Origin of the sequence: Enterobacter sp. C6, assembly GCF_008122455.1 — a bacterium.
Lineage (GTDB): Bacteria > Pseudomonadota > Gammaproteobacteria > Enterobacterales > Enterobacteriaceae > Enterobacter > Enterobacter pseudoroggenkampii.
In genome coordinates, this window is sequence record NZ_QPFW01000213.1 from 15253 (window position 1) to 35352 (window position 20100).

Annotated in this window: 19 protein-coding genes and 1 pseudogene; 8 read left to right on the forward strand and 12 right to left on the reverse strand. The window is 56.7% G+C overall.

Features of this window, described 5'->3' with window-relative positions; genetic code table 11:
- Positions 1-107: 107 nt before the first annotated feature.
- Together DOU50_RS10810 and DOU50_RS10815 are read right to left on the reverse strand one after the other, a co-directional pair.
- On the reverse strand, positions 108-596 hold the full coding sequence (locus DOU50_RS10810) for a TIGR00645 family protein (protein WP_023333400.1): 489 nt from the start codon (positions 594-596) through the stop codon (positions 108-110).
- An 81-nt stretch (positions 597-677) separates the two neighbouring features.
- Positions 678-1181, reverse strand: a complete 504-nt coding sequence (locus tag DOU50_RS10815; RefSeq protein ID WP_023309170.1) for an ESA_00282 family adhesion-associated protein — start codon at positions 1179-1181, stop codon at positions 678-680.
- 103 nt (positions 1182-1284) lie between these two features.
- Between DOU50_RS10815 and DOU50_RS10820 the strand changes: the two genes are divergently transcribed.
- Complete coding sequence (locus DOU50_RS10820; RefSeq protein WP_148769368.1) at positions 1285-1689, forward strand: hypothetical protein; 405 nt, start codon at positions 1285-1287, stop codon at positions 1687-1689.
- Between the two features lies 1 nt (position 1690).
- Positions 1691-2137: a cytoplasmic protein gene (locus DOU50_RS10825; RefSeq protein WP_148769369.1), complete on the forward strand. Its 447-nt coding sequence runs from the start codon at positions 1691-1693 to the stop codon at positions 2135-2137.
- Here DOU50_RS10825 and DOU50_RS10830 read toward each other — a convergent pair.
- The 3 genes from DOU50_RS10830 to exbB all read right to left on the reverse strand — a co-directional run bounded on the left by DOU50_RS10830 (position 2134) and on the right by exbB (position 5020).
- Positions 2134-3585, reverse strand: a complete 1452-nt coding sequence (locus DOU50_RS10830; protein WP_148769370.1) for a methyl-accepting chemotaxis protein — start codon at positions 3583-3585, stop codon at positions 2134-2136. The two genes, DOU50_RS10825 and DOU50_RS10830, sit on opposite strands and share 4 nt — an antisense overlap.
- Positions 3586-3858: 273 nt before the next feature.
- Positions 3859-4284, reverse strand: coding sequence for a TonB system transport protein ExbD (gene exbD, locus DOU50_RS10835; protein ID WP_024906515.1), 426 nt, complete (start codon positions 4282-4284; stop codon positions 3859-3861).
- Between the two features lie 4 nt (positions 4285-4288).
- Positions 4289-5020 (reverse strand): tol-pal system-associated acyl-CoA thioesterase, encoded by a 732-nt coding sequence (gene exbB / locus DOU50_RS10840; protein ID WP_024906514.1) that lies wholly within the window; start codon positions 5018-5020, stop codon positions 4289-4291.
- 251 nt (positions 5021-5271) lie between these two features.
- On the opposite strand from exbB, the gene metC reads away from it, so the two are divergent.
- A complete protein-coding gene (gene metC, locus DOU50_RS10845; protein WP_048990480.1) occupies positions 5272-6459 on the forward strand; it encodes a cystathionine beta-lyase in 1188 nt (395 codons plus the stop codon).
- Positions 6460-6602: 143 nt separating this feature from the next.
- Positions 6603-7262 carry a DedA family general envelope maintenance protein YghB gene (gene yghB / locus DOU50_RS10850; RefSeq protein WP_024906512.1) on the forward strand — a complete coding sequence of 220 codons (660 nt, stop codon included), beginning with the start codon at positions 6603-6605 and terminating at the stop codon, positions 7260-7262.
- 48 nt (positions 7263-7310) lie between these two features.
- Here yghB and DOU50_RS10855 read toward each other — a convergent pair whose 3' ends face one another.
- Positions 7311-8210: an AraC family transcriptional regulator gene (locus DOU50_RS10855; RefSeq protein WP_148769371.1), complete on the reverse strand. Its 900-nt coding sequence runs from the start codon at positions 8208-8210 to the stop codon at positions 7311-7313.
- A 195-nt stretch (positions 8211-8405) separates the two neighbouring features.
- On the opposite strand from DOU50_RS10855, the gene yqhD reads away from it, so the two are divergent.
- On the forward strand, positions 8406-9569 hold the full coding sequence (gene yqhD / locus DOU50_RS10860) for an alcohol dehydrogenase (RefSeq protein WP_024906510.1): 1164 nt from the start codon (positions 8406-8408) through the stop codon (positions 9567-9569).
- A gap of 105 nt (positions 9570-9674) precedes the next feature.
- Positions 9675-10502 (forward strand): 2,5-didehydrogluconate reductase DkgA, encoded by an 828-nt coding sequence (dkgA, locus tag DOU50_RS10865; protein ID WP_048990483.1) that lies wholly within the window; start codon positions 9675-9677, stop codon positions 10500-10502.
- Between the two features lie 41 nt (positions 10503-10543).
- Here the strand turns inward: dkgA and DOU50_RS10870 are convergent, their stop codons facing one another.
- The 6 genes from DOU50_RS10870 to DOU50_RS10895 all read right to left on the reverse strand — a co-directional run bounded on the left by DOU50_RS10870 (position 10544) and on the right by DOU50_RS10895 (position 18512).
- Positions 10544-10945: a carboxypeptidase-like regulatory domain-containing protein gene (locus DOU50_RS10870; RefSeq protein WP_048990484.1), complete on the reverse strand. Its 402-nt coding sequence runs from the start codon at positions 10943-10945 to the stop codon at positions 10544-10546.
- Between the two features lie 110 nt (positions 10946-11055).
- A complete protein-coding gene (locus DOU50_RS10875) occupies positions 11056-13230 on the reverse strand; it encodes a YgiQ family radical SAM protein (RefSeq protein ID WP_032650245.1) in 2175 nt (724 codons plus the stop codon).
- Positions 13231-13361: 131 nt separating this feature from the next.
- On the reverse strand, positions 13362-14774 hold the full coding sequence (ftsP, locus tag DOU50_RS10880; protein ID WP_148769372.1) for a cell division protein FtsP: 1413 nt from the start codon (positions 14772-14774) through the stop codon (positions 13362-13364).
- Positions 14775-14832: 58 nt separating this feature from the next.
- On the reverse strand, positions 14833-15570 hold the full coding sequence (gene plsC / locus DOU50_RS10885; RefSeq protein WP_024906505.1) for a 1-acylglycerol-3-phosphate O-acyltransferase: 738 nt from the start codon (positions 15568-15570) through the stop codon (positions 14833-14835).
- 163 nt (positions 15571-15733) lie between these two features.
- Positions 15734-17992, reverse strand: coding sequence for a DNA topoisomerase IV subunit A (gene parC, locus DOU50_RS10890; RefSeq protein ID WP_148769373.1), 2259 nt, complete (start codon positions 17990-17992; stop codon positions 15734-15736).
- Between the two features lie 118 nt (positions 17993-18110).
- Positions 18111-18512 (reverse strand): YgiW/YdeI family stress tolerance OB fold protein, encoded by a 402-nt coding sequence (locus tag DOU50_RS10895; protein ID WP_023344926.1) that lies wholly within the window; start codon positions 18510-18512, stop codon positions 18111-18113.
- 138 nt (positions 18513-18650) lie between these two features.
- Between DOU50_RS10895 and qseB the strand changes: the two genes are divergently transcribed.
- Complete coding sequence (gene qseB / locus DOU50_RS10900) at positions 18651-19310, forward strand: quorum sensing response regulator transcription factor QseB (protein WP_032650248.1); 660 nt, start codon at positions 18651-18653, stop codon at positions 19308-19310.
- Positions 19307-20100: pseudogene (locus DOU50_RS10905) on the forward strand (sensor histidine kinase N-terminal domain-containing protein); the annotation flags it as partial. The gene qseB and the pseudogene DOU50_RS10905, both read left to right, overlap by 4 nt.

The window sequence follows — 20100 nt, forward strand, 5'->3', positions numbered from 1 at the left end:
TTGCCCCTCACCCCGCCCTCTCCCCAAAGGGGAGAGGGAGAAAGGCCGCACCGAGCAGTCCCCTCTCCCCTTTGGGGAGAGGGTTGGGGTGAGGGGTAAAGTGTACTTTACTTCTTACTGATCTTATCCAGATACCCCATCACAAACGCAGAGAGCACAAACGTCAGGTGGATAATGACGTACCACATCAGTTTATTATCCGGCACGTTCTTCGCGTCCATAAACACGCGTAGCAGGTGAATAGAGGAGATCGCCACAATCGACGCGGCCACTTTATTCTTCAGCGACGACGCATCCATTTTGCCCAGCCAGCTGAGCTTCTCTTTACGCTCGTCGATATCAAGCTGGGAGACAAAATTCTCGTAGCCGGAGAACATCACCATCACCAGCAGCCCGCCCACCAGGGTCATATCCACCAGCGACAGCAGAACCAGAATCAAATCCGCTTCGGCAATGGAAAAAATGTTCGGCAGAACATGCAGGATTTCCTGAAAGAACTTAATCGTCAGCGCGACAAGCGCCAGCGAAAGGCCAAAATAGACGGGGGCCAGTATCCAGCGAGAGGCGTACATGGCATTTTCAAAAAAGCGTTCCATAAAGTCCTGTTTGCAAAAGAAACCAGCGCCCAGTATATCTCAACGGCGCTGACTGTTTGCAATAACTCAACAGTACGCCACTCAGACGTTGTCCGGGTTAACCTCGGGACGGGCGTACTCCGGCCAGACAAGCGCCACCAGCTCAGGATAGGCTTCCAGACTGAACTCGCGAAAACACTGCCGCAAATTTAATACGTCCAGATCGGAATAAGAGACCTTCTCGCCGTTAAGGCAGCGTTTTTTGATATTGTCATAATATTTATACACGGCTGAATTCAGGTCGCTACAGCGACGCTGCGCCTCAAACAGTCCGGGCGTATCATTAATTTCCGACATTTTCATGCGCTTAATTGTCGCGTGTAAAAAGTCGATATATTCGTGGTTCACCCGCCAGTACCAGACCGGCGTAACGGAGTTCATCAATACAGAGAAATGGTCTTCACCTTCCTCTTTTGTCATCAGTTCAGGTTGCGGGGGTTCACTGGTGTCTTTCGACACTTTCGTTTTATTGAACTCCTGCATCAATAAAAGAACACCAGCGGTCAGTAATAGTAATGTGATGACCGTAAAAAAGATGCTGTTCATGGGTAGGCTCCATTTTTTTTGATTTTAAATTTGCCTCATGATATTGTCAACGAATCTCACGCCTTTACCAACCCCACCCTGTTGAAATTAAAGGAAATTGAAAATGCTGCCCGACTATCTCGTCCCGGCTAAGTACCACATCACGCCTGTGGAACAGCAACCGACGGAAGCAGAAAAAGAGGCCAGTTTCACTCAGGGGAAAAGAAAGCTCTCTGATTTCGAGCCCGATATATTAATTGGTGTTTCCCGAACTGGCAAATCCCGAAATATGTTGCTGGAAGAGCACGATCGCCATATAAAAGACCGCTTATTTCGCGCCATAAAAATTGAAGCCTTTGTCCACCTGCTGAATGACCTGCAGGCCGAGGGTGAAATAGATGCCCAGAAACTAAGTCAAATATTGGCCGAGAAAACCGAAGAAATTAACGAAGCGGGCAATGAAATTTGGCTTAACTTAATTACGCGCGAAAAAAACAACCCAATTTTTTATAACCTGGGGGAGGATTAACGTGAAGGAAGTTAAAAACAACGACGTTTATTTGACTTTAGATGATAAGAAAAGTGATGAATTTATCTTAAAGCAAAATCTCGATGCGCTGCGAAACACAAAAAATGACGAGATGACGCGTATTACCCAGGACCTGGTATCGATCCCGGCAACGCTGGTGCGGCTGAAATGGCAGAATCGCCGCGAAATTTATCCGCTACAGGTCAAAGAAGAAATTTACGGTGCCGTGATGAACGCCATCATGGAACAGCGGCCAGAGCTGAAAGAGAAGCTTCTGGGTCGCCTCGAGGCCAATTACCAGTATCTGCTTGCCAGAGAAATCGCCACCCTGCGCCTGACGCGCAAGCTGTCAGACGGTGAGTTCCGTACCTCAAACGTCGCCTGCGTTGCGCTTGATGAAGACGCGCTGGCGTCTGGTGCCAGCGCCCCCTCCGAACCGCAACGCTAATTAAATCTGAATACGGCAATCGCCTCTTTTAACTGACCCGTCTGCTGGCGCTGCGCTTCAGCCACCTGCACTGTTTGCGCTACGTGACGCACGTTCTCCTGCACGCTGGCATCGATGCTGGCAATGCTGTCGTTCATCTGCGCAATGCTCGCCCGCTGCTGCTCGCTCATCTGCGACAGCTCCTCCAGCAGAGAGCGAAGCCCTTCGATACTCTCAATGATCGACTTCATTGTCATACCCGCCTGCTCAACCTGCTCGACGCCCTGCAGCGTGGTTGCCTGCGATGCGGTCAGAAGCTGGCGGATATCTTTTGCAGCCCCCTCGCTGCGCTGGGCCAACACACGCACTTCCGAGGCAACCACTGCGAAGCCTTTGCCATTTTCGCCCGCTCTGGCAGCCTCGACCGAGGCGTTGAGCGACAGAATATTGGTCTGAAACGCAATCCCGTCGATCAGCTCCAGAATGGCGTAAATGCGCTGCGACTCCACGCGAATGTGCTCCATCGCCGCAATCGCCTGCCGTACGTTATGGCCCCCCTGCTCCGCCACGTTACTGGTACTGAACGCCACCTCCCGAACCTGGCTTGCTTTTTCACTGGTCAGGGTGGCGACAGCCCTTAACTGTTCCATCGCACTGGCCGCCGTCGCCAGCGAACTTGCCTGGTGATCGGTACGTTCCGACAGCGCGCTGTTGCGCTGTCCTAACGCGCGGGATGCCTCCAGCAGTTGCCCAATATTGGCGCTAACCTGCTCAAGCGTGGCGCGCATGGTGCCCAGCGTCAGGCTGAACGTGCGGGCAAAGGAAGACTCTGCGGGGACCGCATCGACGGCCAGCGTGAGGTACCCCGGTTCACGGTTGATCACCCCCGCCAGCCTTGCCACCTCGCTCGCCGAGCGGGCGTCCTGCTCCATTCGTATCGCCAGCAGAACCAGAATTGCGGTCTGGACCACCACAAACAGCCCGTGGAAAACCACCATATGAAAGCCGGTGTGCATGAACACCACGACGCCGTAAAGGTCATTCTCCTGCAGATAGTTAAACACCAGATGATGTAACGCGATGACCGCCGCCCCCATCACCAGCGGGCGCCAGTCTCGCCAGGCAAGGAGCGCGGAGAGCAGGACAAAAACCGAAAAATGGTATTCAGTTTCGCCTTCGCCCAGATGAATCAGCAGCGCGGAAAATGCCATTAGCACAAACGCAGAGCTCAGGCGGAGCAACAGCGCGCCGGGAAACAACAGCGTCAGCAGCGTCGATAAACAGGCCAGAGAGGTGCCAATAATCGCCCCCTGCACGATATTCTCGTTGATATAGCCCACCCCCAGCGAGATGGCCCACAGCGACCAGATGAGCACCAGTATTAGCCTGTCGGCGCGTCGTCGAATGGCAGAAAGCGAAAACAGATCGTTTTGAGGCGCGTGCGGATACAGCCATGTCATCGTAGCCATAGGGAGTCTCTTGCTGTGCAGGTGAAAAGAGCCTTCGAAGAAGGTTTGTTTTTATTATCTTTTTTAAGCGTAGTGGGGATATTCCCCGACGCCATTTCAGCCAACGATATATTTTAATGGCTCAGCCGAATACTGATATTTACTTAACTATCAATGGATTATTAATTATTGCTTTATTGATAAGGAAATATGAAGAATGGGGATATACAGCAGAAAATAATAACGATGTTGCGTGGCAGAAAACAAAAAAGCTGGCTTTCGCCAGCTTTCGTTCTATTTTTTGGCCGCTTTTTCTTCGCCGACCAGCCCAATCTTCAGATAACCCGCCTGATGCAGCGTGTCCATTACCTTCATCATGGTTTCATAATCAACGGTTTTATCCGCACGGAAGAAGACCGTGGTGTCTTTCTTACCGCCCGTAAGCTGATCCAGGGCCGGGATGACAGAGTCGGCCGTCACCGGGTCGTTCCCGAGGAACATGGATTTATCCGCCTTCACCGACAGGTAGATAGGCTTCTCCGGGCGCGGCTGGGGCTGGCTGGATGAGGCGGGCAGATTTACCTTCACGTCCACCGTCGCCAGCGGTGCAGCCACCATGAAGATAATCAGCAAAACCAGCATAACGTCGATAAACGGCGTCACGTTGATCTCATGCATTTCGCCGTTATCGTCCAGATTTTCGTTTAGACGCATCGCCATACTATCAACCCACGCGCAGTTTGGACGCCGCGTGCACCGGCTTAACCGAGCTGGCATTCAGGTCGAGATCGCGACTTTGCAGCAGCAGAACCTGCGCGGCAACGTCACCCAGCGTGGCTTTGTAGCTGCCAATCATACGCGCGAAGATGTTATAGATAACCACCGCCGGAATCGCCGCGACCAGACCAATCGCCGTCGCCAGCAGCGCTTCTGCGATACCCGGGGCCACAACCGCCAGGTTGGTGGTTTGGGTCTGCGCGATACCGATAAAGCTGTTCATGATGCCCCAGACCGTACCGAAAAGGCCGATAAACGGTGAGATCGCCCCGATGGTCGCCAGATAACCATTGCCGCGCCCCATGTGTCGGCCAACGGCCGCCACGCGACGCTCCAGGCGGAAACCGGTACGTTCTTTGATGCCTTCGTTATCTTCACTGCCCGCGGAGAGTTCCAGCTCGTTCTGCGCTTCATTCACTAACAGGGTGGTAAGGCTTTTCGCGTGGAAGGATGAGGTCATGTCTGAAGCCTGATCCAGAGAGCGGGCTTCAGCCAGCTGCTGCTGTTCCCGCTTGAGACGACGCTTCTGCGAAAGCAGCTCGGCGCTCTTGCTGAAGAAGATAGCCCAGGTGACAACGGACGCCAGAATCAGGCCGATCATCACAATCTTAACCACGATGTCAGCATGCTGATACATGCCCCAAACGGAGAGATCCGCCTGCATCAAATTATTACCCACTCTGTATCTCCAGGACGCAAATCACAAAATCTGAACGTAATAATATCAAAACGTCGTCGAATTGATAGTAGTTCTCATTAGTATTTGCATAGTGCCGCAATTTTCGTTCACTTTCCTTGCGCTTACGCAGTAAAAATTTCTTATGCGTTTTTTTGCTAATATTTTCTGCTTATTCGATAAGCCTGCGGGTGCAGTTTTTTCCAATCGTGGTAGTCTGGACGTCCAGACGTATAAAAACAGGGTTAGCGAACATGACAAAGAAGCATCTTGATACCACGCTGGTACAGGCAGGACGCAGCAAAAAATATACTCAGGGATCGGTCAACAGCGTGATTCAACGCGCCTCCTCGCTGGTGTTTGATACCGTTGAGGAGAAAAAAATCGCCACGCGCAACCGCGCGAAAGGCGGCCTGTTTTATGGCCGTCGCGGCACGCTAACCCATTTTTCTCTGCAGGAGGCGATGTGCGAGCTGGAAGGCGGCGCAGGCTGCGCGCTGTTCCCGTGCGGAGCGGCTGCAGTCGCCAACACCATTCTGGCGTTCGTGGAACAGGGCGATCACATCCTGATGACCAACACCGCCTACGAACCCAGCCAGGACTTCTGTACCAAAATTCTCAGCAAGCTCGGCGTGACCACCGGCTGGTTCGACCCGCTGATTGGTGAAGGTATTGCCGAACTTATTCAGCCAAACACGCGCATTGTGTTCCTGGAATCGCCGGGGTCGCTCACCATGGAAATTCACGACGTGCCGGCTATCGTGAAGGCCGTGCGCAGCAAAGCGCCAGAGGCGATCGTTATGATCGACAACACCTGGGCGGCAGGCGTGCTGTTCAAAGCGCTGGACTTCGACATTGATATCTCGATTCAGGCGGCGACGAAGTACCTGATTGGCCACTCTGACGGCATGATCGGTACTGCGGTCTCCAACGCGCGCTGCTGGGATCAGCTGCGTGAAAACGCCTACCTGATGGGCCAGATGGTGGATGCCGACACGGCCTACATGACCAGCCGCGGACTCCGCACGCTGGGCGTTCGCCTGCGTCAGCACCATGAAAGCAGCCTGAAGGTGGCCGAATGGCTGGCGCAGCATCCGCAGGTTGAGCGCGTGAATCACCCCGCGCTACCCGGCAGTAAAGGCCATGAGTTCTGGCAACGTGACTTTACGGGCAGCAGCGGGTTGTTCTCGTTTGTGCTGAAAAAACGGCTGAATAATGACGAGCTGGCAAGCTATCTGGATAATTTTACCCTCTTCAGCATGGCCTACTCGTGGGGCGGTTTTGAATCCCTCATCCTGGCTAACCAGCCGGAACAGATTGCGGCCCTGCGCCCCGGTGGCGACGTGGACTTCAGCGGTACCCTGATTCGACTGCATATCGGTTTAGAAAATGTTGACGATCTGATTGCGGATTTAGCAGCAGGGTTCGAGCGTATCGTGTAGAGTGCAGGCTGAAAATGTACTCCCTGGACGCTTTTGTGGACACCGCAAGCGGAAAAGTCTGCATGAGTTGCGCCCGGGATCAAACCCGACGGATGAATAAGGGAGTACAATAGCGCTATATCTGCTGTTCCACAGGAAAGTCCATGGCTGTTATTCAAGATATTATCGCGGCGCTCTGGCACCACGATTTTGCCGCGCTGGCGGATCCTCACGTCGTCGGTATCGTCTATTTCGTGATGTTCGCAACTCTGTTTCTGGAAAATGGATTACTGCCAGCCTCGTTTTTACCCGGTGACAGCCTGCTTTTACTTGCCGGGGCGTTAATCGGTAAAGGCGTCATGGACTTCACGCCAACGATGGTTATCCTGACCTCCGCAGCCAGCCTGGGCTGCTGGCTGAGCTATCTGCAGGGCCGCTGGCTGGGGAACACGCGCGTCGTCAAAAGCTGGCTGGCGCAGCTGCCGCATAAATATCATCAGCGTGCGACCTGCATGTTTGACCGGCACGGCCTGCTGGCGCTGCTGGCGGGGCGTTTCCTGGCGTTTGTCCGCACCCTTCTGCCGACGATGGCGGGCATTTCCGGCCTGTCGAACCGCCGCTTCCAGTTCTTCAACTGGCTGAGCGCCCTGCTGTGGGTTGGCGTGGTCACAACGCTCGGCTACGCGCTGAATATGATCCCCTTCGTGAAACACCACGAAGATCAGGTGATGACCTTCCTGATGGTGCTGCCGATGTTCCTGCTGGTGGCGGGTCTGGTGGGGACTATCGCGGTGGTGATTAAGAAGAAGTATTGCAGCGCATAATTCAACAAAGCCGGGTGGCGCTATCGCTTACCCGGCCTACGTTTTTCGTCAGACTCCCTGCATCGTTCTTATACGTGACGCATCCTCTCCCGGCGTAACGCCGAAATAGCGCTTAAACTCCCGACTGAACTGCGACGCACTTTCGTAGCCCACCCGCATCGCCGCCGCGCTGGCCTTCATGCCGTCGTGGATCATCAGCATCCGCGCCTTATGCAGCCGGTAGGTTTTGAGGTACTGCAGCGGCGAGGTGCTGGTCACCGATTTAAAATTATGATGAAACGCCGAGACGCTCATGTTCGCTTCCGCCGCCAGCTGGTCGACGCTGAGGTTTTCGGTGTACTGGCTCTCGATACGCTTGAGCACGCGGCTTATCAGGCTGAAGTGGGTCTGTCGGCTCACCAGGGCCAGTAACGCTCCGCCCCCCGGGCCCAGCAGCACGTGGTAGAGAATTTCGCGGATAATCTGCTTGCCCAGAATGCGCGCGTCCAGCGGCCTCTCCATCACGTCCAGCAGACGCTCAATGGCGCAGAGGATCTCTTCCGACAGCGTCGCCGAGTTAATCCCGCTCGACGCCATCGAAGGCTGGAAGAGTTCATCTTCGCCTATCTCCATCAGCAGCTCCTGCAGCTGCAGAATATCGACGTTGACGCGAATACCCGCCAGCGGAACGGCCTCTGTCGCGAAGGTTTCACATTCGAAGGGTAAAGGTACCGTCAGAAGCAGATATTCATTGGTGTCGTAGCGGAACACGCGCTCGTTGATATAGCCAATTTTATGGCCCGAGAAGAGAAAAACGATGCCCGGCTGGTACATGACCGGCGTGCGCGTCCCTGGCTGAGTGCCATAAAGCAGGCGAATGTCAGGAAGCAGGCCACTGACGCCATTTTCGTTATCTATCAGTCTTTTAATCTGCGCAGTGAGCTGCTGGCAGATAGCCTCACGGTTCATCTTGCGTTACTCCGGGTGCGGTTTTCGACGTTGACAGTGTGCGTTGTTTTCCGCGCTTTCTCCAGCGCTCTGTAGAAATGGGCAAGACATCGGCAGGAATGTGCATTGAGGGCGTAGCCCCGGGCGGCCACAATGAGCAGCATCAGGTCGCCCTCTGCGCCACCACGGTTTTTCACCCACTAAAGGGAACGAGCAATGAACAACTTTAATCTTCACACCCCAACCCGCATTCTGTTTGGTAAAGACGCTATCGCCGATCTGCGCGCGCAGATCCCTGCTGACGCCCGCGTGCTGATCACCTACGGTGGCGGGAGCGTGAAAAAAACCGGCGTATTGGATCAGGTTTACAGCGCGCTGGACGGTCTGGACGTTCGTGAGTTCGGCGGCATCGAGCCAAACCCGTCTTACGAAACGCTGATGAACGCGGTGAAAATCGCCCGCGAAGAAAACATCACCTTCCTGCTGGCGGTCGGCGGCGGCTCCGTGCTGGACGGTACCAAATTCATCGCGGCGGCAGCGCACTACGCTGACGGCATCGATCCATGGCACATTCTGGAAACCCGCGGCAGCGACATCAAAAGCGCTATCCCGATGGGCTCCGTGCTGACCCTGCCGGCCACCGGTTCTGAATCCAACAAGGGCGCGGTGATCTCCCGTAAAACCACCGGTGACAAGCAGGCCTTCATGAACGAACACGTTCAGCCTGTGTTCGCCATTCTGGACCCGGTTTACACCTACACCCTGCCTGCGCGTCAGGTGGCGAACGGCGTGGTCGACGCCTTTGTTCATACCGTTGAGCAGTACGTCACGTATCCGGTGAATGCCAAAATTCAGGATCGCTTCGCGGAAGGCATTCTGCTGACGCTCGTCGAAGAAGGTCCGAAAGCGCTGAAAGAGCCGGAAAACTACGACGTTCGCGCCAACGTAATGTGGGCCGCCACGCAGGCGCTGAACGGCCTGATCGGTGCTGGCGTGCCGCAGGACTGGGCAACCCACATGCTGGGCCACGAGCTGACGGCAATGCACGGTCTGGACCACGCTCAGACGCTGGCCGTTGTGCTGCCTGCCCTGTGGAACGAAAAACGCGACACCAAACGCGCCAAACTGCTGCAGTACGCTGAACGCGTGTGGAACATCACCGAGGGTTCTGACGATGCGCGTATTGATGCCGCCATCGAAGCGACCCGCAGCTTCTTTGAAGGTCTGGGCGTGCCAACGCGTCTGTCTGGCTACGGCCTGGACGGCAGCTCTATCCCTGCCCTGCTGGCGAAACTCGAAGAGCACGGTATGACCCATCTGGGCGAGCACGGCGACATCACGCTGGACGTCAGCCGTCGTATTTACGAGGCGGCACGCTAAGCGTTTTTGTCCCCCCGACTTTCGTTTTTTGACATTTCGTCCAGACTTAATGCACACCCCATCGCCGGAGGAACCCTCCGGCGATGCGCACCTGAAGGAGGAAAAATGGCAAACCAAACCGTAATCAAGCTGCAGGACGGCAACGTGATGCCCCAGCTGGGGCTAGGTGTATGGAAAGCCGGTAACGACGAGGTCGTCTCCGCCATTCATAAAGCCCTGGAAGTCGGCTACCGGTCGATTGACACCGCCGCCGCGTACAAAAACGAGGACGGCGTGGGTACCGCACTGGCCAGCGCCGGTGTCCCTCGCGATGAGTTGTTCATCACCACTAAACTCTGGAACGACGACCAAAAACGTCCCCGCGAAGCCCTGGAAGAGAGCCTGGAAAAACTCCAGCTCGACTTCGTCGATCTCTGGCTGATGCACTGGCCGGTTCCGGCTATCGATCACTACGTTGATGCCTGGAAAGGGATGATTGAACTGCAGAAAGAGGGGCTGGTGAAAAGCATCGGCGTCTGTAATTTCCAGGTTCATCACCTGCAGCGGCTGATTGACGAGACGGGCGTCGCGCCTGTCATTAACCAGATCGAGCTGCACCCGCTGCTGCAGCAGCGTCAGCTTCACGCCTGGAACGCCACGCATAAAATCCAGACCGAGTCCTGGAGCCCGCTGGCGCAGGGTGGCCAGGGCGTGTTCGATCAAAAAATTATCCGCGAACTGGCGGATAAATACGGCAAAAGCCCGGCGCAGATCGTCATTCGCTGGCATCTGGACAACGGCCTGGTGGTGATACCGAAATCAGTCACGCCGTCGCGCATCGCCGAGAACTTCGACGTCTGGGATTTCCGTCTGGACAAAGACGAGCTGGGTGAGATTGCGAAGCTGGATAAGGGTAAGCGGCTTGGGCCGGACCCGGATCAGTTTGGCGGGTAATACCTAAAACGAGCCCGGTCTTCCGCCGGGCTCGTTTTAATCTATAAACCGGACTGACATCTCGCTTCTCCGGGAAGATCAGGCAATGTGCAAATAACGTTATACGCTTTCCCTTCAAGTTTATGTGGCCCACCGAGACCGCCGCCTGCTTCTGCATCATATTCCTTTCCGTTGACACTTATCTGGAGCGGGGTGTGATAAATCCAGTCCATCGGGCCTATTGGCAGAAAAAAGATCCACTCATGCTGGCTCTGAAAAGCAAAACGACCGTTGTCGTCAGAAAGCGTTTGCTCCCTCTCTAATGTTATTTTAGCGCCAGAGACTGGCTTACCTGCGCTGTCGATTAGACGTCCTTCCACTTCTGGCTGTGTCTGGCGGTGCATTACACAACCGCATAACGTCAGGCCAATCAGCATCGTTCCTGTTAACTTCCTTATTTTCATTTTGGGCCTCCTACCCTTATGCAGAAAAAAGCCGGGTGGCGGGCCTTACCCGGCCTACGCGCTGACCTGTAGGCCCGGTAAGCGCAGCGCTACCGGGCATTGTTACAGGTTTAACCGATCTTACGTTTTACGTTCTTCTTCGTTCCCGCCCCACCGTTCGAACGCTGATGCACAATTGGCGTGTGCTTGGTCAGCGCCGGGCGCGTATTGCGGTTCTGGCGACGCGCTTCGCGCATCTCCTCCAGCGTCGGGGCCGGTACCAGGCAGTCGCGGCGCGAGCCGATCAGGTGTTTTTTACCCATCTCTTCCAGCGCCTGGCGGATCAGCGGCCAGTTTTTCGGATCGTGGTAACGCAGCAGCGCCTTGTGCAGACGACGCTGTTTATCCCCTTTCGGCACCACCACCTCTTCACTCTTATAGCCAATCTTACTCAGCGGGTTCTTGCCGGTGTAATACATGGTCGTCGAGTTGGCGAGCGGTGACGGATAGAAGTTCTGCACCTGATCCAGACGGAAGCGACGCTGCTTCAGCCACAGCGCCAGGTTCACCATGTCCTCATCGCGCGTGCCCGGGTGGGCGGAGATGAAGTACGGGATCAGGTACTGCTCTTTACCCGCCTGCTTCGAATAGGTGTCGAACAGCTCTTTAAAGCGGTCATAGCTGCCCATGCCCGGCTTCATCATCTTCGACAGCGGGCCTTCTTCGGTATGCTCCGGCGCAATCTTCAGATAGCCGCCGACGTGGTGCGTCGCCAGCTCTTTGATATAGCGCGGATCTTCCACGGCGATGTCGTAACGTACCCCGGAAGCGATGAGGATCTTCTTGATGCCCTTCAGGTCACGCGCGCGGCGGTAGAGGTTGATCGTCGGCTCGTGGTTGGTGTCCATGTGCTCGCAAATGCTCGGATAGACGCAGGAGAGGCGACGACAGGTTTGCTCCGCGCGCGGCGACTTGCAGCGCAGCATATACATGTTGGCGGTTGGGCCACCGAGGTCAGAAATCACGCCGGTAAAGCCCGGCACCGTGTCGCGAATCGCTTCGATCTCGTTGATGATCGATTCTTCAGAGCGGCTCTGGATAATACGGCCTTCGTGTTCGGTAATGGAGCAGAAGGAACAGCCGCCGAAGCAGCCGCGCATGATGTTGATCGAGAAGCGGATCATCTCATACGCCGGGATGCGGGCGTTGCCGTACGCCGGGTGCGGCACGCGCTTGTACGGCAGCGCAAAGACGCTGTCCATCTCTTCGGTGGAAAGCGGGATCGCCGGCGGGTTGATCCAGATAAAGCGCTCGCCGTGCTTCTGCATCAGCGCGCGGGCGCAGCCCGGGTTGGTTTCATGGTGCAGAATACGGGACGCGTGCGCGTAGAGCACCTTGTCGGCTTTCACCTTCTCGTAGGACGGCAGCAGCACATAGGTCTTTTCCCACGGTTTCGGGCGCGGCGGCTGCACGACGATAGCCTTCGCTTCCGCTTTTTTCGGCTCAACCGGCTTGTTATCGGCACACGGCAGATCTTCACCGTACGGGTGTGGGATCGGGTCGATTTTGCCCGGCATATCAATGATGCGGGAATCCACGCCGCGCCAGCCGGGCAGCGCCTCTTTCACCATGATGGCGGTATTGCGCACGTCACGGATGCTGCTCACCGGCTCGCCCTGCGACAGACGGTGCGCCACTTCTACCAGCGGACGCTCGCCGTTACCGTAAATCAGCATGTCGGCTTTGGAGTCCACCAGCACCGAGCGGCGAACGGTATCTGACCAGTAGTCGTAGTGCGCGGTGCGGCGCAGGCTCGCCTCGATGCCGCCCAGGATCACCGGCACGTCTTTCCAGGCTTCTTTGCAGCGCTGGGTATAGACGAGGGTCGCGCGGTCCGGACGTTTACCCGCCACGTTATCCGGCGTGTAGGCGTCGTCATGACGCAGCTTACGGTCGGCGGTATAGCGGTTGATCATCGAGTCCATGTTGCCCGCGGTCACGCCGAAGAACAGGTTGGGTTTACCCAGACGCATAAAGTCGTCTTTGCTGTTCCAGTCAGGCTGGGAGATGATCCCCACGCGGAAGCCCTGCGCCTCAAGCATACGGCCACAGATGGCCATGCCGAAGCTCGGGTGGTCAACGTAGGCATCGCCCGTGACCAGAATAATGTCGCAGCTGTCCCAGCCCAGTTGGTCCATCTCTTCCCGGGACATCGGCAGGAACGGCGCCGGTCCAAAGCAGGCCGCCCAGTACTGGGGCCAGGAGAAGAGGTCACGATCCGGCTGGATCAGGGAAATTGCGCTCATAATGCTTCCGAAGAAAAAATAGACAAAAGGAGCGGGATTATACGCTGGATCAATGTGGGAAATGAAGGGGTATTATGCAGGCTGTTGCCCTCACCCCATCCCCCTCCCACAGGGAGAGGGAGAAAAGCAATTTACGGTGCCGGATTGATCAGCATCTGCCCCACGGAGCCCCTGTCCATCATCTCCAGCGTCTGGCTGTGGAACAGGAACGGGAAGTGTGGCCACGAAGGCTGACCGTAGTAGACAAGCAGTTCAACCTGACCGTCCACCCAGACGGTATCTTTCCAGCCGCGATCTTCCGGGAACGGCATAGCGCCGTTAACGTTGCGGATCAGGAATGACACCCCTTCAATATGGAACGACTGCGGCATATCCGAGCGAACCGTCCAGCGCTCCCAGGTGCCCTGCTGCGCGGTGATGTCGATGCGGTTAACGTCCCACAGCGCGCCGTTGATCCCCGGATCGTCGCCCAGGCTGATATCACGGCTGCGCGCCGGCGAGCCGCTCATGATCTCCTGCGGCAGCAGACGCATTGGCAGGCTATCGGTCACCAGCGGCAGCAGACCGGTTGGACGCAGGGTCAGCACCAGGGTCGAGACAAGTATGCTCGACGGTTCAAAGAACCCGCGAATACGGTCAACAATGCTGGCCGCTTCGCCGCAGGTGACAGACACTTCATCCCCATTGGTCATATCAATGAGCACTTCGCGACGTTCACCCGGCGAGAGCGCCAGCTGTTTGACGGAAACCGGCGCCGGTAAAAAGCCCTGGTCGCCGGAGATCACGTGCAGCGGACGACCATCGCTCATTTTCAGCTGATAGCGGCGCGAGTTAGACGCGTTGAGCAGACGCAGGCGCACCCAGCCACGGGACACTTCTACATACGGGCTCTGCGCGCCGTTTACCAGCAGCGTATCGCCAACGAAGCCGCCGCTGCCCGGTTCGCTGTATTCCGGGGTACCGAAATTATCCAGACGTTTGTCCTGGATGATAATCGGGAAGTCATCCACGCCGTAGTGGTTCGGGATCGGCAGGGATTTGCTGACCTCATCTTCCACCAGCCACATGCCGGCCAGGCCGTTATAGACCTGCTGCGCCGTGCGGTTAGGCGTGTTGGCGTGATACCACAGGGTTGCCGCGCTCTGGCGAATCGGCAGAACGGGCGCCCAGTCGGCGCTGGGTGACATCATGCGCGCCGCGCCGCCAATCAACGGGCCAGGCACCTGCAGGCCGCTGATGGTCATGGCGACATTTTCAGGGGTGCGGTTACTGTAGATGAGCTTTACGTCATCGCCATTCCACACGCGAATGGTCGGCCCAAGGTAACGTCCGTTAATGCCCCAGACCGGCGCACGCGTCCCCTGGGTAAAGGACCAGTGGCTGCGCTGCAGCGTCAGGAAAAGCGGCTGACCACGACGGGATTCAATGAGTGGCGGAATAGGCAGCGGCTGTTGCTGCCCGGCGGCGCTGGCTGTCAGCGGCATCGCACCCGCACAAAGGGCGATCCCCGAAGCCTGAATAAACTGACGCCGACTGAGTGACATATAAGCTCCATCTGAAACGACTAACAACGCGGGAATTCGTTTTCCCTTCAACGCCGGATTAAATCTTACCGGCGGCTTCTCTCTCTGCGACTTCTTTGTCGAGCAGCGCAATATGCTCAGCCATCAGATCACGGCAGTGCGCGGCCAGCTCGCGCACCTGATCTTTACCGTATTTGCTGGTATCGACGGGTGGCAGCATTTCGACAATCACCAGCCCGTTATTCAGGCGGTTAAGATTAATCTTATTCGAAGTATTGGAAACGCACACAGGAATAATTGGAACACCTGCCGCAATTGCGGCATGAAACGCACCGGTTTTAAACGGCAGCAGGCCGCGGCCGCGGCTACGCGTCCCTTCCGGGAACATCCAGATTGAAATTTTGCGCTTTTTAAAATGATTCACCACTTCCGCAATGGTGCTATGCGCTTTTGCACGGTTGTTACGGTCGATCAGCAGGTTACCGGTAAGCCAGTACAGCTGACCAAAAAACGGGATCCACAGCAGGCTTTTTTTGCCCACCGTCACGGTCGGTGGAAGCACGATATTAGAGGCCGTCACCATATCGTAGTTGTTCTGATGGTTGGCGATATAGATGGCGTTACCGAAATTCTCCGCCCCTTCCGGCAGACGTTTTTCAACCTTCAGACCGAACAGCGGCGCAAGGCGACCAAACATATGGCCGAAGGTGGCGACATGCTTCGGATTACGCGGGCTGAACAGGCAATAAATAGAGCCGAAAATACAGACCAGGATGCAGTAGATAACGGTAAGAATAAGACGAACAATATATAGCATAGCGACCTCTGAAGCCCCAACAGCTGACAATTATACTTCACCTGTGGCCAGGTAAGGACTTTATTACGAGCGCGTATTGTTAATCGCAACGCACGAATTAACAACGATTTTACGGGAAATTTTATTGAAATTCCCCCTCCGGACAGAGGGGGATATCACGACATTACTCTTCGCTGTCACCCGCGGTGCTGCGTGCAGGAGAGTCAATCTCCACGCGGTCGATGCGCTGCAGACCGCGCATCAGCGAGCCGCGGCGACCGCGCTCACCCACCACCTTCTGCAGCTCTTCCGGACGAAGCTTGATTTTGCGCTTGCCGACGTGAATGGTCAGCGTGCTCTGCGGCGGCAGGAGGAAGAGGTGCGCCAGGCCATCTTCGCCTTTCGCGGCCTCCGCCGACGGGATGTTGATGATCTTGTTGCCTTTGCCTTTTGACAGCTCAGGCAGATCGCTGACCGGGAACATCAGCATACGTCCGGCGGTGGTGATCGCCAGCAGCATGTCGCTTTCGTTCTCAATCACCAGCGGTGCCATCACGTGGGCGTAGTCCGGCAGGCTAATCAGCGCCTTACCGGCACGGTTGCGGGAAACCAGATCGTTAAAGGTACAGATAAAGCCGTAGCCCGCATCGGACGCCAGCAGCAGCTTCTGCTCATCGGCTTCCATCAGCATATGGTCAACCGTCGCGCCCGGCGGCAGCGTCAGCTTGCCGGTGAGCGGCTCGCCCTGCCCGCGCGCGGAAGGCAGCGTGATCGGGTCGATGGCGTAGCTGCGGCCGGTGGAATCGATAAACGCCACCGGCTGGTTGCTCTTCCCTTTCACCGCCGCTTTGAAGCTGTCGCCCGCTTTGTAGCTGAGCCCCGGCGCGTCGATATCGTGGCCTTTGGCGCTGCGCACCCAGCCGCTCTGCGACAGGACAATGGTCACCGGCTCGGACGGCTGCATGTCGTGCTCGTTCATCGCCTTCGCTTCTTCGCGCTCGTGCAGCGGAGAACGACGGTCGTCGCCGAAGGCATCGGCATCGGCCTGCAGCTCTTTCTTAAGCAGGGTGTTCATCTTGCGTTCGGACGCGAGGATCGCCTGCAGCTGATCGCGCTCTTTTTCCAGCTCGTTCTGCTCGCCGCGGATCTTCATCTCTTCCAGTTTGGCGAGATGGCGCAGCTTCAGCTCGAGGATCGCTTCGGCCTGGGTTTCGCTGATGCCAAAGCGCGACATCAGGGCGGGCTTCGGTTCGTCCTCGGTACGGATGATCTCAATCACCTCGTCGATATTGAGGAACGCCACCAGCAAACCTTCGAGGATATGCAGGCGCTTAAGCACTTTCTCCAGACGATGGTTCAGACGACGGCGAACCGTATCGCGGCGGAACGTCAGCCATTCGGTGAGGATCTCCAGCAGGTTTTTCACCGCCGGGCGTCCGTCGAGGCCGATCATGTTCAGGTTGATGCGGTAGCTTTTTTCCAGATCGGTGGTGGCAAACAGGTGGTTCATCACCTGCTCCATGTCCACGCGGTTGGATCGCGGCACGATCACCAGACGGGTCGGGTTCTCGTGGTCAGATTCGTCGCGCAGGTCGTCCACCATCGGCAGCTTTTTATTGCGCATCTGGGAGGCGATCTGCTCCAGCACTTTGGCACCGGAAACCTGATGCGGCAGCGCGGTGATCACCACGGCGCCGTCCTCTTTATTCCACACCGCGCGCATGCGCACGGAGCCGCGACCGTTCTGGTAGATTTTGCGGATTTCCGCACGCGAGGTAATGATTTCGGCTTCGGTCGGGAAATCCGGACCCTGCACGATATCCAGCAGATCGTCGAGCGAGGCTTTCGGCTGCTCAATCAGGGTGATGGCGGCTTTCGCCACTTCACGCAGGTTGTGCGGCGGAATGTCCGTCGCCATACCGACCGCAATACCGGTGGTGCCGTTCAGCAGGATATTCGGCAGACGCGCAGGCAGCATCTTCGGCTCCTGCAGCGTACCGTCGAAGTTCGGTACCCAGTCAACGGTCCCCTGACCCAGCTCGCCCAGCAGCACTTCGGCATATTTAGACAGACGGGATTCGGTATAACGCATCGCCGCGAAGGATTTCGGATCGTCCGGCGCCCCCCAGTTCCCCTGGCCATCCACCAGCGGGTAGCGGTAAGAGAACGGCTGGGCCATCAGCACCATCGCTTCATAACAGGCGCTGTCGCCGTGCGGATGGTATTTACCCAGCACGTCACCGACGGTACGGGCGGATTTCTTGAACTTGGCGGTGGCGTTCAGCCCCAGCTCGGACATCGCATAGACGATGCGGCGCTGAACGGGCTTCAGGCCATCCCCGATAAACGGCAACGCCCTGTCCATGATGACGTACATGGAGTAGTTCAGGTAGGCGTTTTCCGTGAATTCATGTAGCGCGAGGCGCTCTGCCATATCGCTCATTACGTGTGATTCCTCAACTCAGAAACCGAAGGGTTTCAGGCAATATTGCCGCAGATACTACCTTATCTGGCGAGTTGAGTCACAAAGAAAAAGGGCCGCTTATGCGGCCCTTTCCGGGTTATTTGTTCAGCTTAATGACCTGCTTCACGTCGATTTCAAAATCGTTCCACTCTTTATCGACCTTGCCCTGGATTTCCACTTTATCCTGAGGGGTGACGGTCACGCCGTTCCAGCGCTTGTGGTCAATTTCCACGTTCACCGTGCCGGTCTCATCGCGGAAGGTGTAACGGTCATCGGACAGGCGCTGGGTGATGTTCCCGCGCAGCTTCACCCAGCTGTCGTCCTTCATCTCTTTCACCTTCACCGCGGTGGTGAGGTTGGCGTCATTATCAACAAAACCGCCTGCCTGCGTTTGGGTCTGGGTCTGTGCGGCAGACGGGCCGTTAAATCCGCCCTGCGCGGCAAAAACGGGGGCAGTGGTCATCATCATGATGGCGGCAATAGCAGCGAATTTTTTCATATTAACTCTCCCTTTAATCTGGTTTCGCAGTCCATTAAACAGGGTAATCCTTAACAACTTCTTAAGGGAAAAATTTATTTATTATTGCTGTACAGCAGGCGCTTACAGAGGGTTTACTGACGGCATCAAGGAGGGAACATGCGCATTTTACTGGTAGAAGACGACAGGTTAATCGGTGACGGTATCAAGGCGGGGTTAAGCAAAATGGGCTTTAGCGTGGACTGGTTTACCGACGGTAAAACCGGTCAGGCCGCGCTCGCTTCTGCGCCCTACGATGCCGTGGTGCTGGATCTGACGCTGCCGGAAATCGACGGTCTGGACATCCTGCGCGCGTGGCGCGAAAGCGGGCGCAGCGAGCCGGTATTGATCCTGACGGCGCGGGATGCGCTTAACCAGCGCGTCGAAGGATTGCGTCTTGGCGCGGATGATTATCTCTGCAAGCCGTTCGCGCTGATTGAAGTCGGCGCCCGCCTTGAGGCGCTGGTCCGCCGCAGCCACGGCCAGACGCATAGCGAGCTACGCCACGGCAAGGTCACGCTCGATCCGACCCGACTCGTCGCCACGCTGGACGGTGAGCCGCTGACGCTGAAGCCGAAAGAGTTCGCGCTGCTGGAGCTGTTAATGCGTAACGCGGGCCGGGTGCTGCCGCGAAAGCTTATCGAGGAAAAGCTTTATACCTGGGACGACGACGTCTCCAGCAACGCCATCGAAGTCCACGTTCATCATCTGCGCCGCAAGCTTGGCAGCGAGTTTATCCGCACCGTGCACGGCATCGGCTATATCCTGGGTGACGCATGAAGCTGACGCAACGCCTGAGCCTGAAGCTGCGCCTGACGCTCCTTTTTTTAGCGCTTTCCCTGACGGCATGGTTTGCCGCCAGCCTGGTGGCCTGGCAGCAGACCACCCACAAGCTGGATAAGCTCTTCGACACGCAGCAGATGCTGTTTGCCAAACGGCTGCTGACGATGGATCTTGACGAGATCCGCGCCCCCGAACGCATGCGTGAGATCCCCAAAAAAGTGAAGCATGGTCGTCTGGATGACGACGCGCTGGCTTTCGCCATTTACGCCGTCGATGGCAAAATGCTCCTCAACGACGGCGAGAACGGGCGCGATATTCCGTACCACTATCGCCGCGACGGGTTTGCTAACGGGCAGCTGCAGGACGACAACGACGAATGGCGTTTCCTGTGGCTGACCTCACCCGACGGGAAGTACCGCGTGGTGGTCGGTCAGGAGTGGGAGTACCGCCAGGATATGGCGATGGACGTGGTCAGCTCGCAGCTGACCCCCTGGCTGGTGGCGCTGCCCGTGATGTTGCTGCTGCTGGTTCTCCTCCTCAGTCGGGAGCTGAAGCCACTGAAAAAGCTGGCACAGACCCTGCGCTCCCGCTCGCCGGATGCCACAGATAACCTGCCGACGGAGGGCGTACCAACAGAAGTACGTCCCCTGCTCGACTCGCTGAATCATCTCTTCGCGCGCACCCAGGAGATGATGACCCGCGAGCGCCGCTTTACGTCCGATGCGGCCCACGAGCTGCGCAGCCCGCTGGCGGCCCTGAAGGTACAAACTGACGTGGCGCAGCTCTC

What these genes read in the sequence shown, in the direction of transcription:
- DOU50_RS10895 (WP_023344926.1), bottom strand. Translation starts at nt 18,512, where the DNA reads ATGAAAAAATTCGCTGCTATTGCCGCCATCATGATGATGACCACTGCC.
- ftsP (WP_148769372.1), bottom strand. Translation starts at nt 14,774, where the DNA reads ATGTCACTCAGTCGGCGTCAGTTTATTCAGGCTTCGGGGATCGCCCTT.
- DOU50_RS10870 (WP_048990484.1), bottom strand. Translation starts at nt 10,945, where the DNA reads ATGAAAATAAGGAAGTTAACAGGAACGATGCTGATTGGCCTGACGTTA.
- yghB (WP_024906512.1), top strand. Translation starts at nt 6,603, where the DNA reads ATGGCTGTTATTCAAGATATTATCGCGGCGCTCTGGCACCACGATTTT.
- exbD (WP_024906515.1), bottom strand. Translation starts at nt 4,284, where the DNA reads ATGGCGATGCGTCTAAACGAAAATCTGGACGATAACGGCGAAATGCAT.
- DOU50_RS10815 (WP_023309170.1), bottom strand. Translation starts at nt 1,181, where the DNA reads ATGAACAGCATCTTTTTTACGGTCATCACATTACTATTACTGACCGCT.
- metC (WP_048990480.1), top strand. Translation starts at nt 5,272, where the DNA reads ATGACAAAGAAGCATCTTGATACCACGCTGGTACAGGCAGGACGCAGC.
- qseB (WP_032650248.1), top strand. Translation starts at nt 18,651, where the DNA reads ATGCGCATTTTACTGGTAGAAGACGACAGGTTAATCGGTGACGGTATC.
- DOU50_RS10830 (WP_148769370.1), bottom strand. Translation starts at nt 3,585, where the DNA reads ATGGCTACGATGACATGGCTGTATCCGCACGCGCCTCAAAACGATCTG.
- DOU50_RS10875 (WP_032650245.1), bottom strand. Translation starts at nt 13,230, where the DNA reads ATGAGCGCAATTTCCCTGATCCAGCCGGATCGTGACCTCTTCTCCTGG.
- parC (WP_148769373.1), bottom strand. Translation starts at nt 17,992, where the DNA reads ATGAGCGATATGGCAGAGCGCCTCGCGCTACATGAATTCACGGAAAAC.
- plsC (WP_024906505.1), bottom strand. Translation starts at nt 15,570, where the DNA reads ATGCTATATATTGTTCGTCTTATTCTTACCGTTATCTACTGCATCCTG.
- DOU50_RS10855 (WP_148769371.1), bottom strand. Translation starts at nt 8,210, where the DNA reads ATGAACCGTGAGGCTATCTGCCAGCAGCTCACTGCGCAGATTAAAAGA.
- DOU50_RS10820 (WP_148769368.1), top strand. Translation starts at nt 1,285, where the DNA reads ATGCTGCCCGACTATCTCGTCCCGGCTAAGTACCACATCACGCCTGTG.
- yqhD (WP_024906510.1), top strand. Translation starts at nt 8,406, where the DNA reads ATGAACAACTTTAATCTTCACACCCCAACCCGCATTCTGTTTGGTAAA.
- DOU50_RS10810 (WP_023333400.1), bottom strand. Translation starts at nt 596, where the DNA reads ATGGAACGCTTTTTTGAAAATGCCATGTACGCCTCTCGCTGGATACTG.
- dkgA (WP_048990483.1), top strand. Translation starts at nt 9,675, where the DNA reads ATGGCAAACCAAACCGTAATCAAGCTGCAGGACGGCAACGTGATGCCC.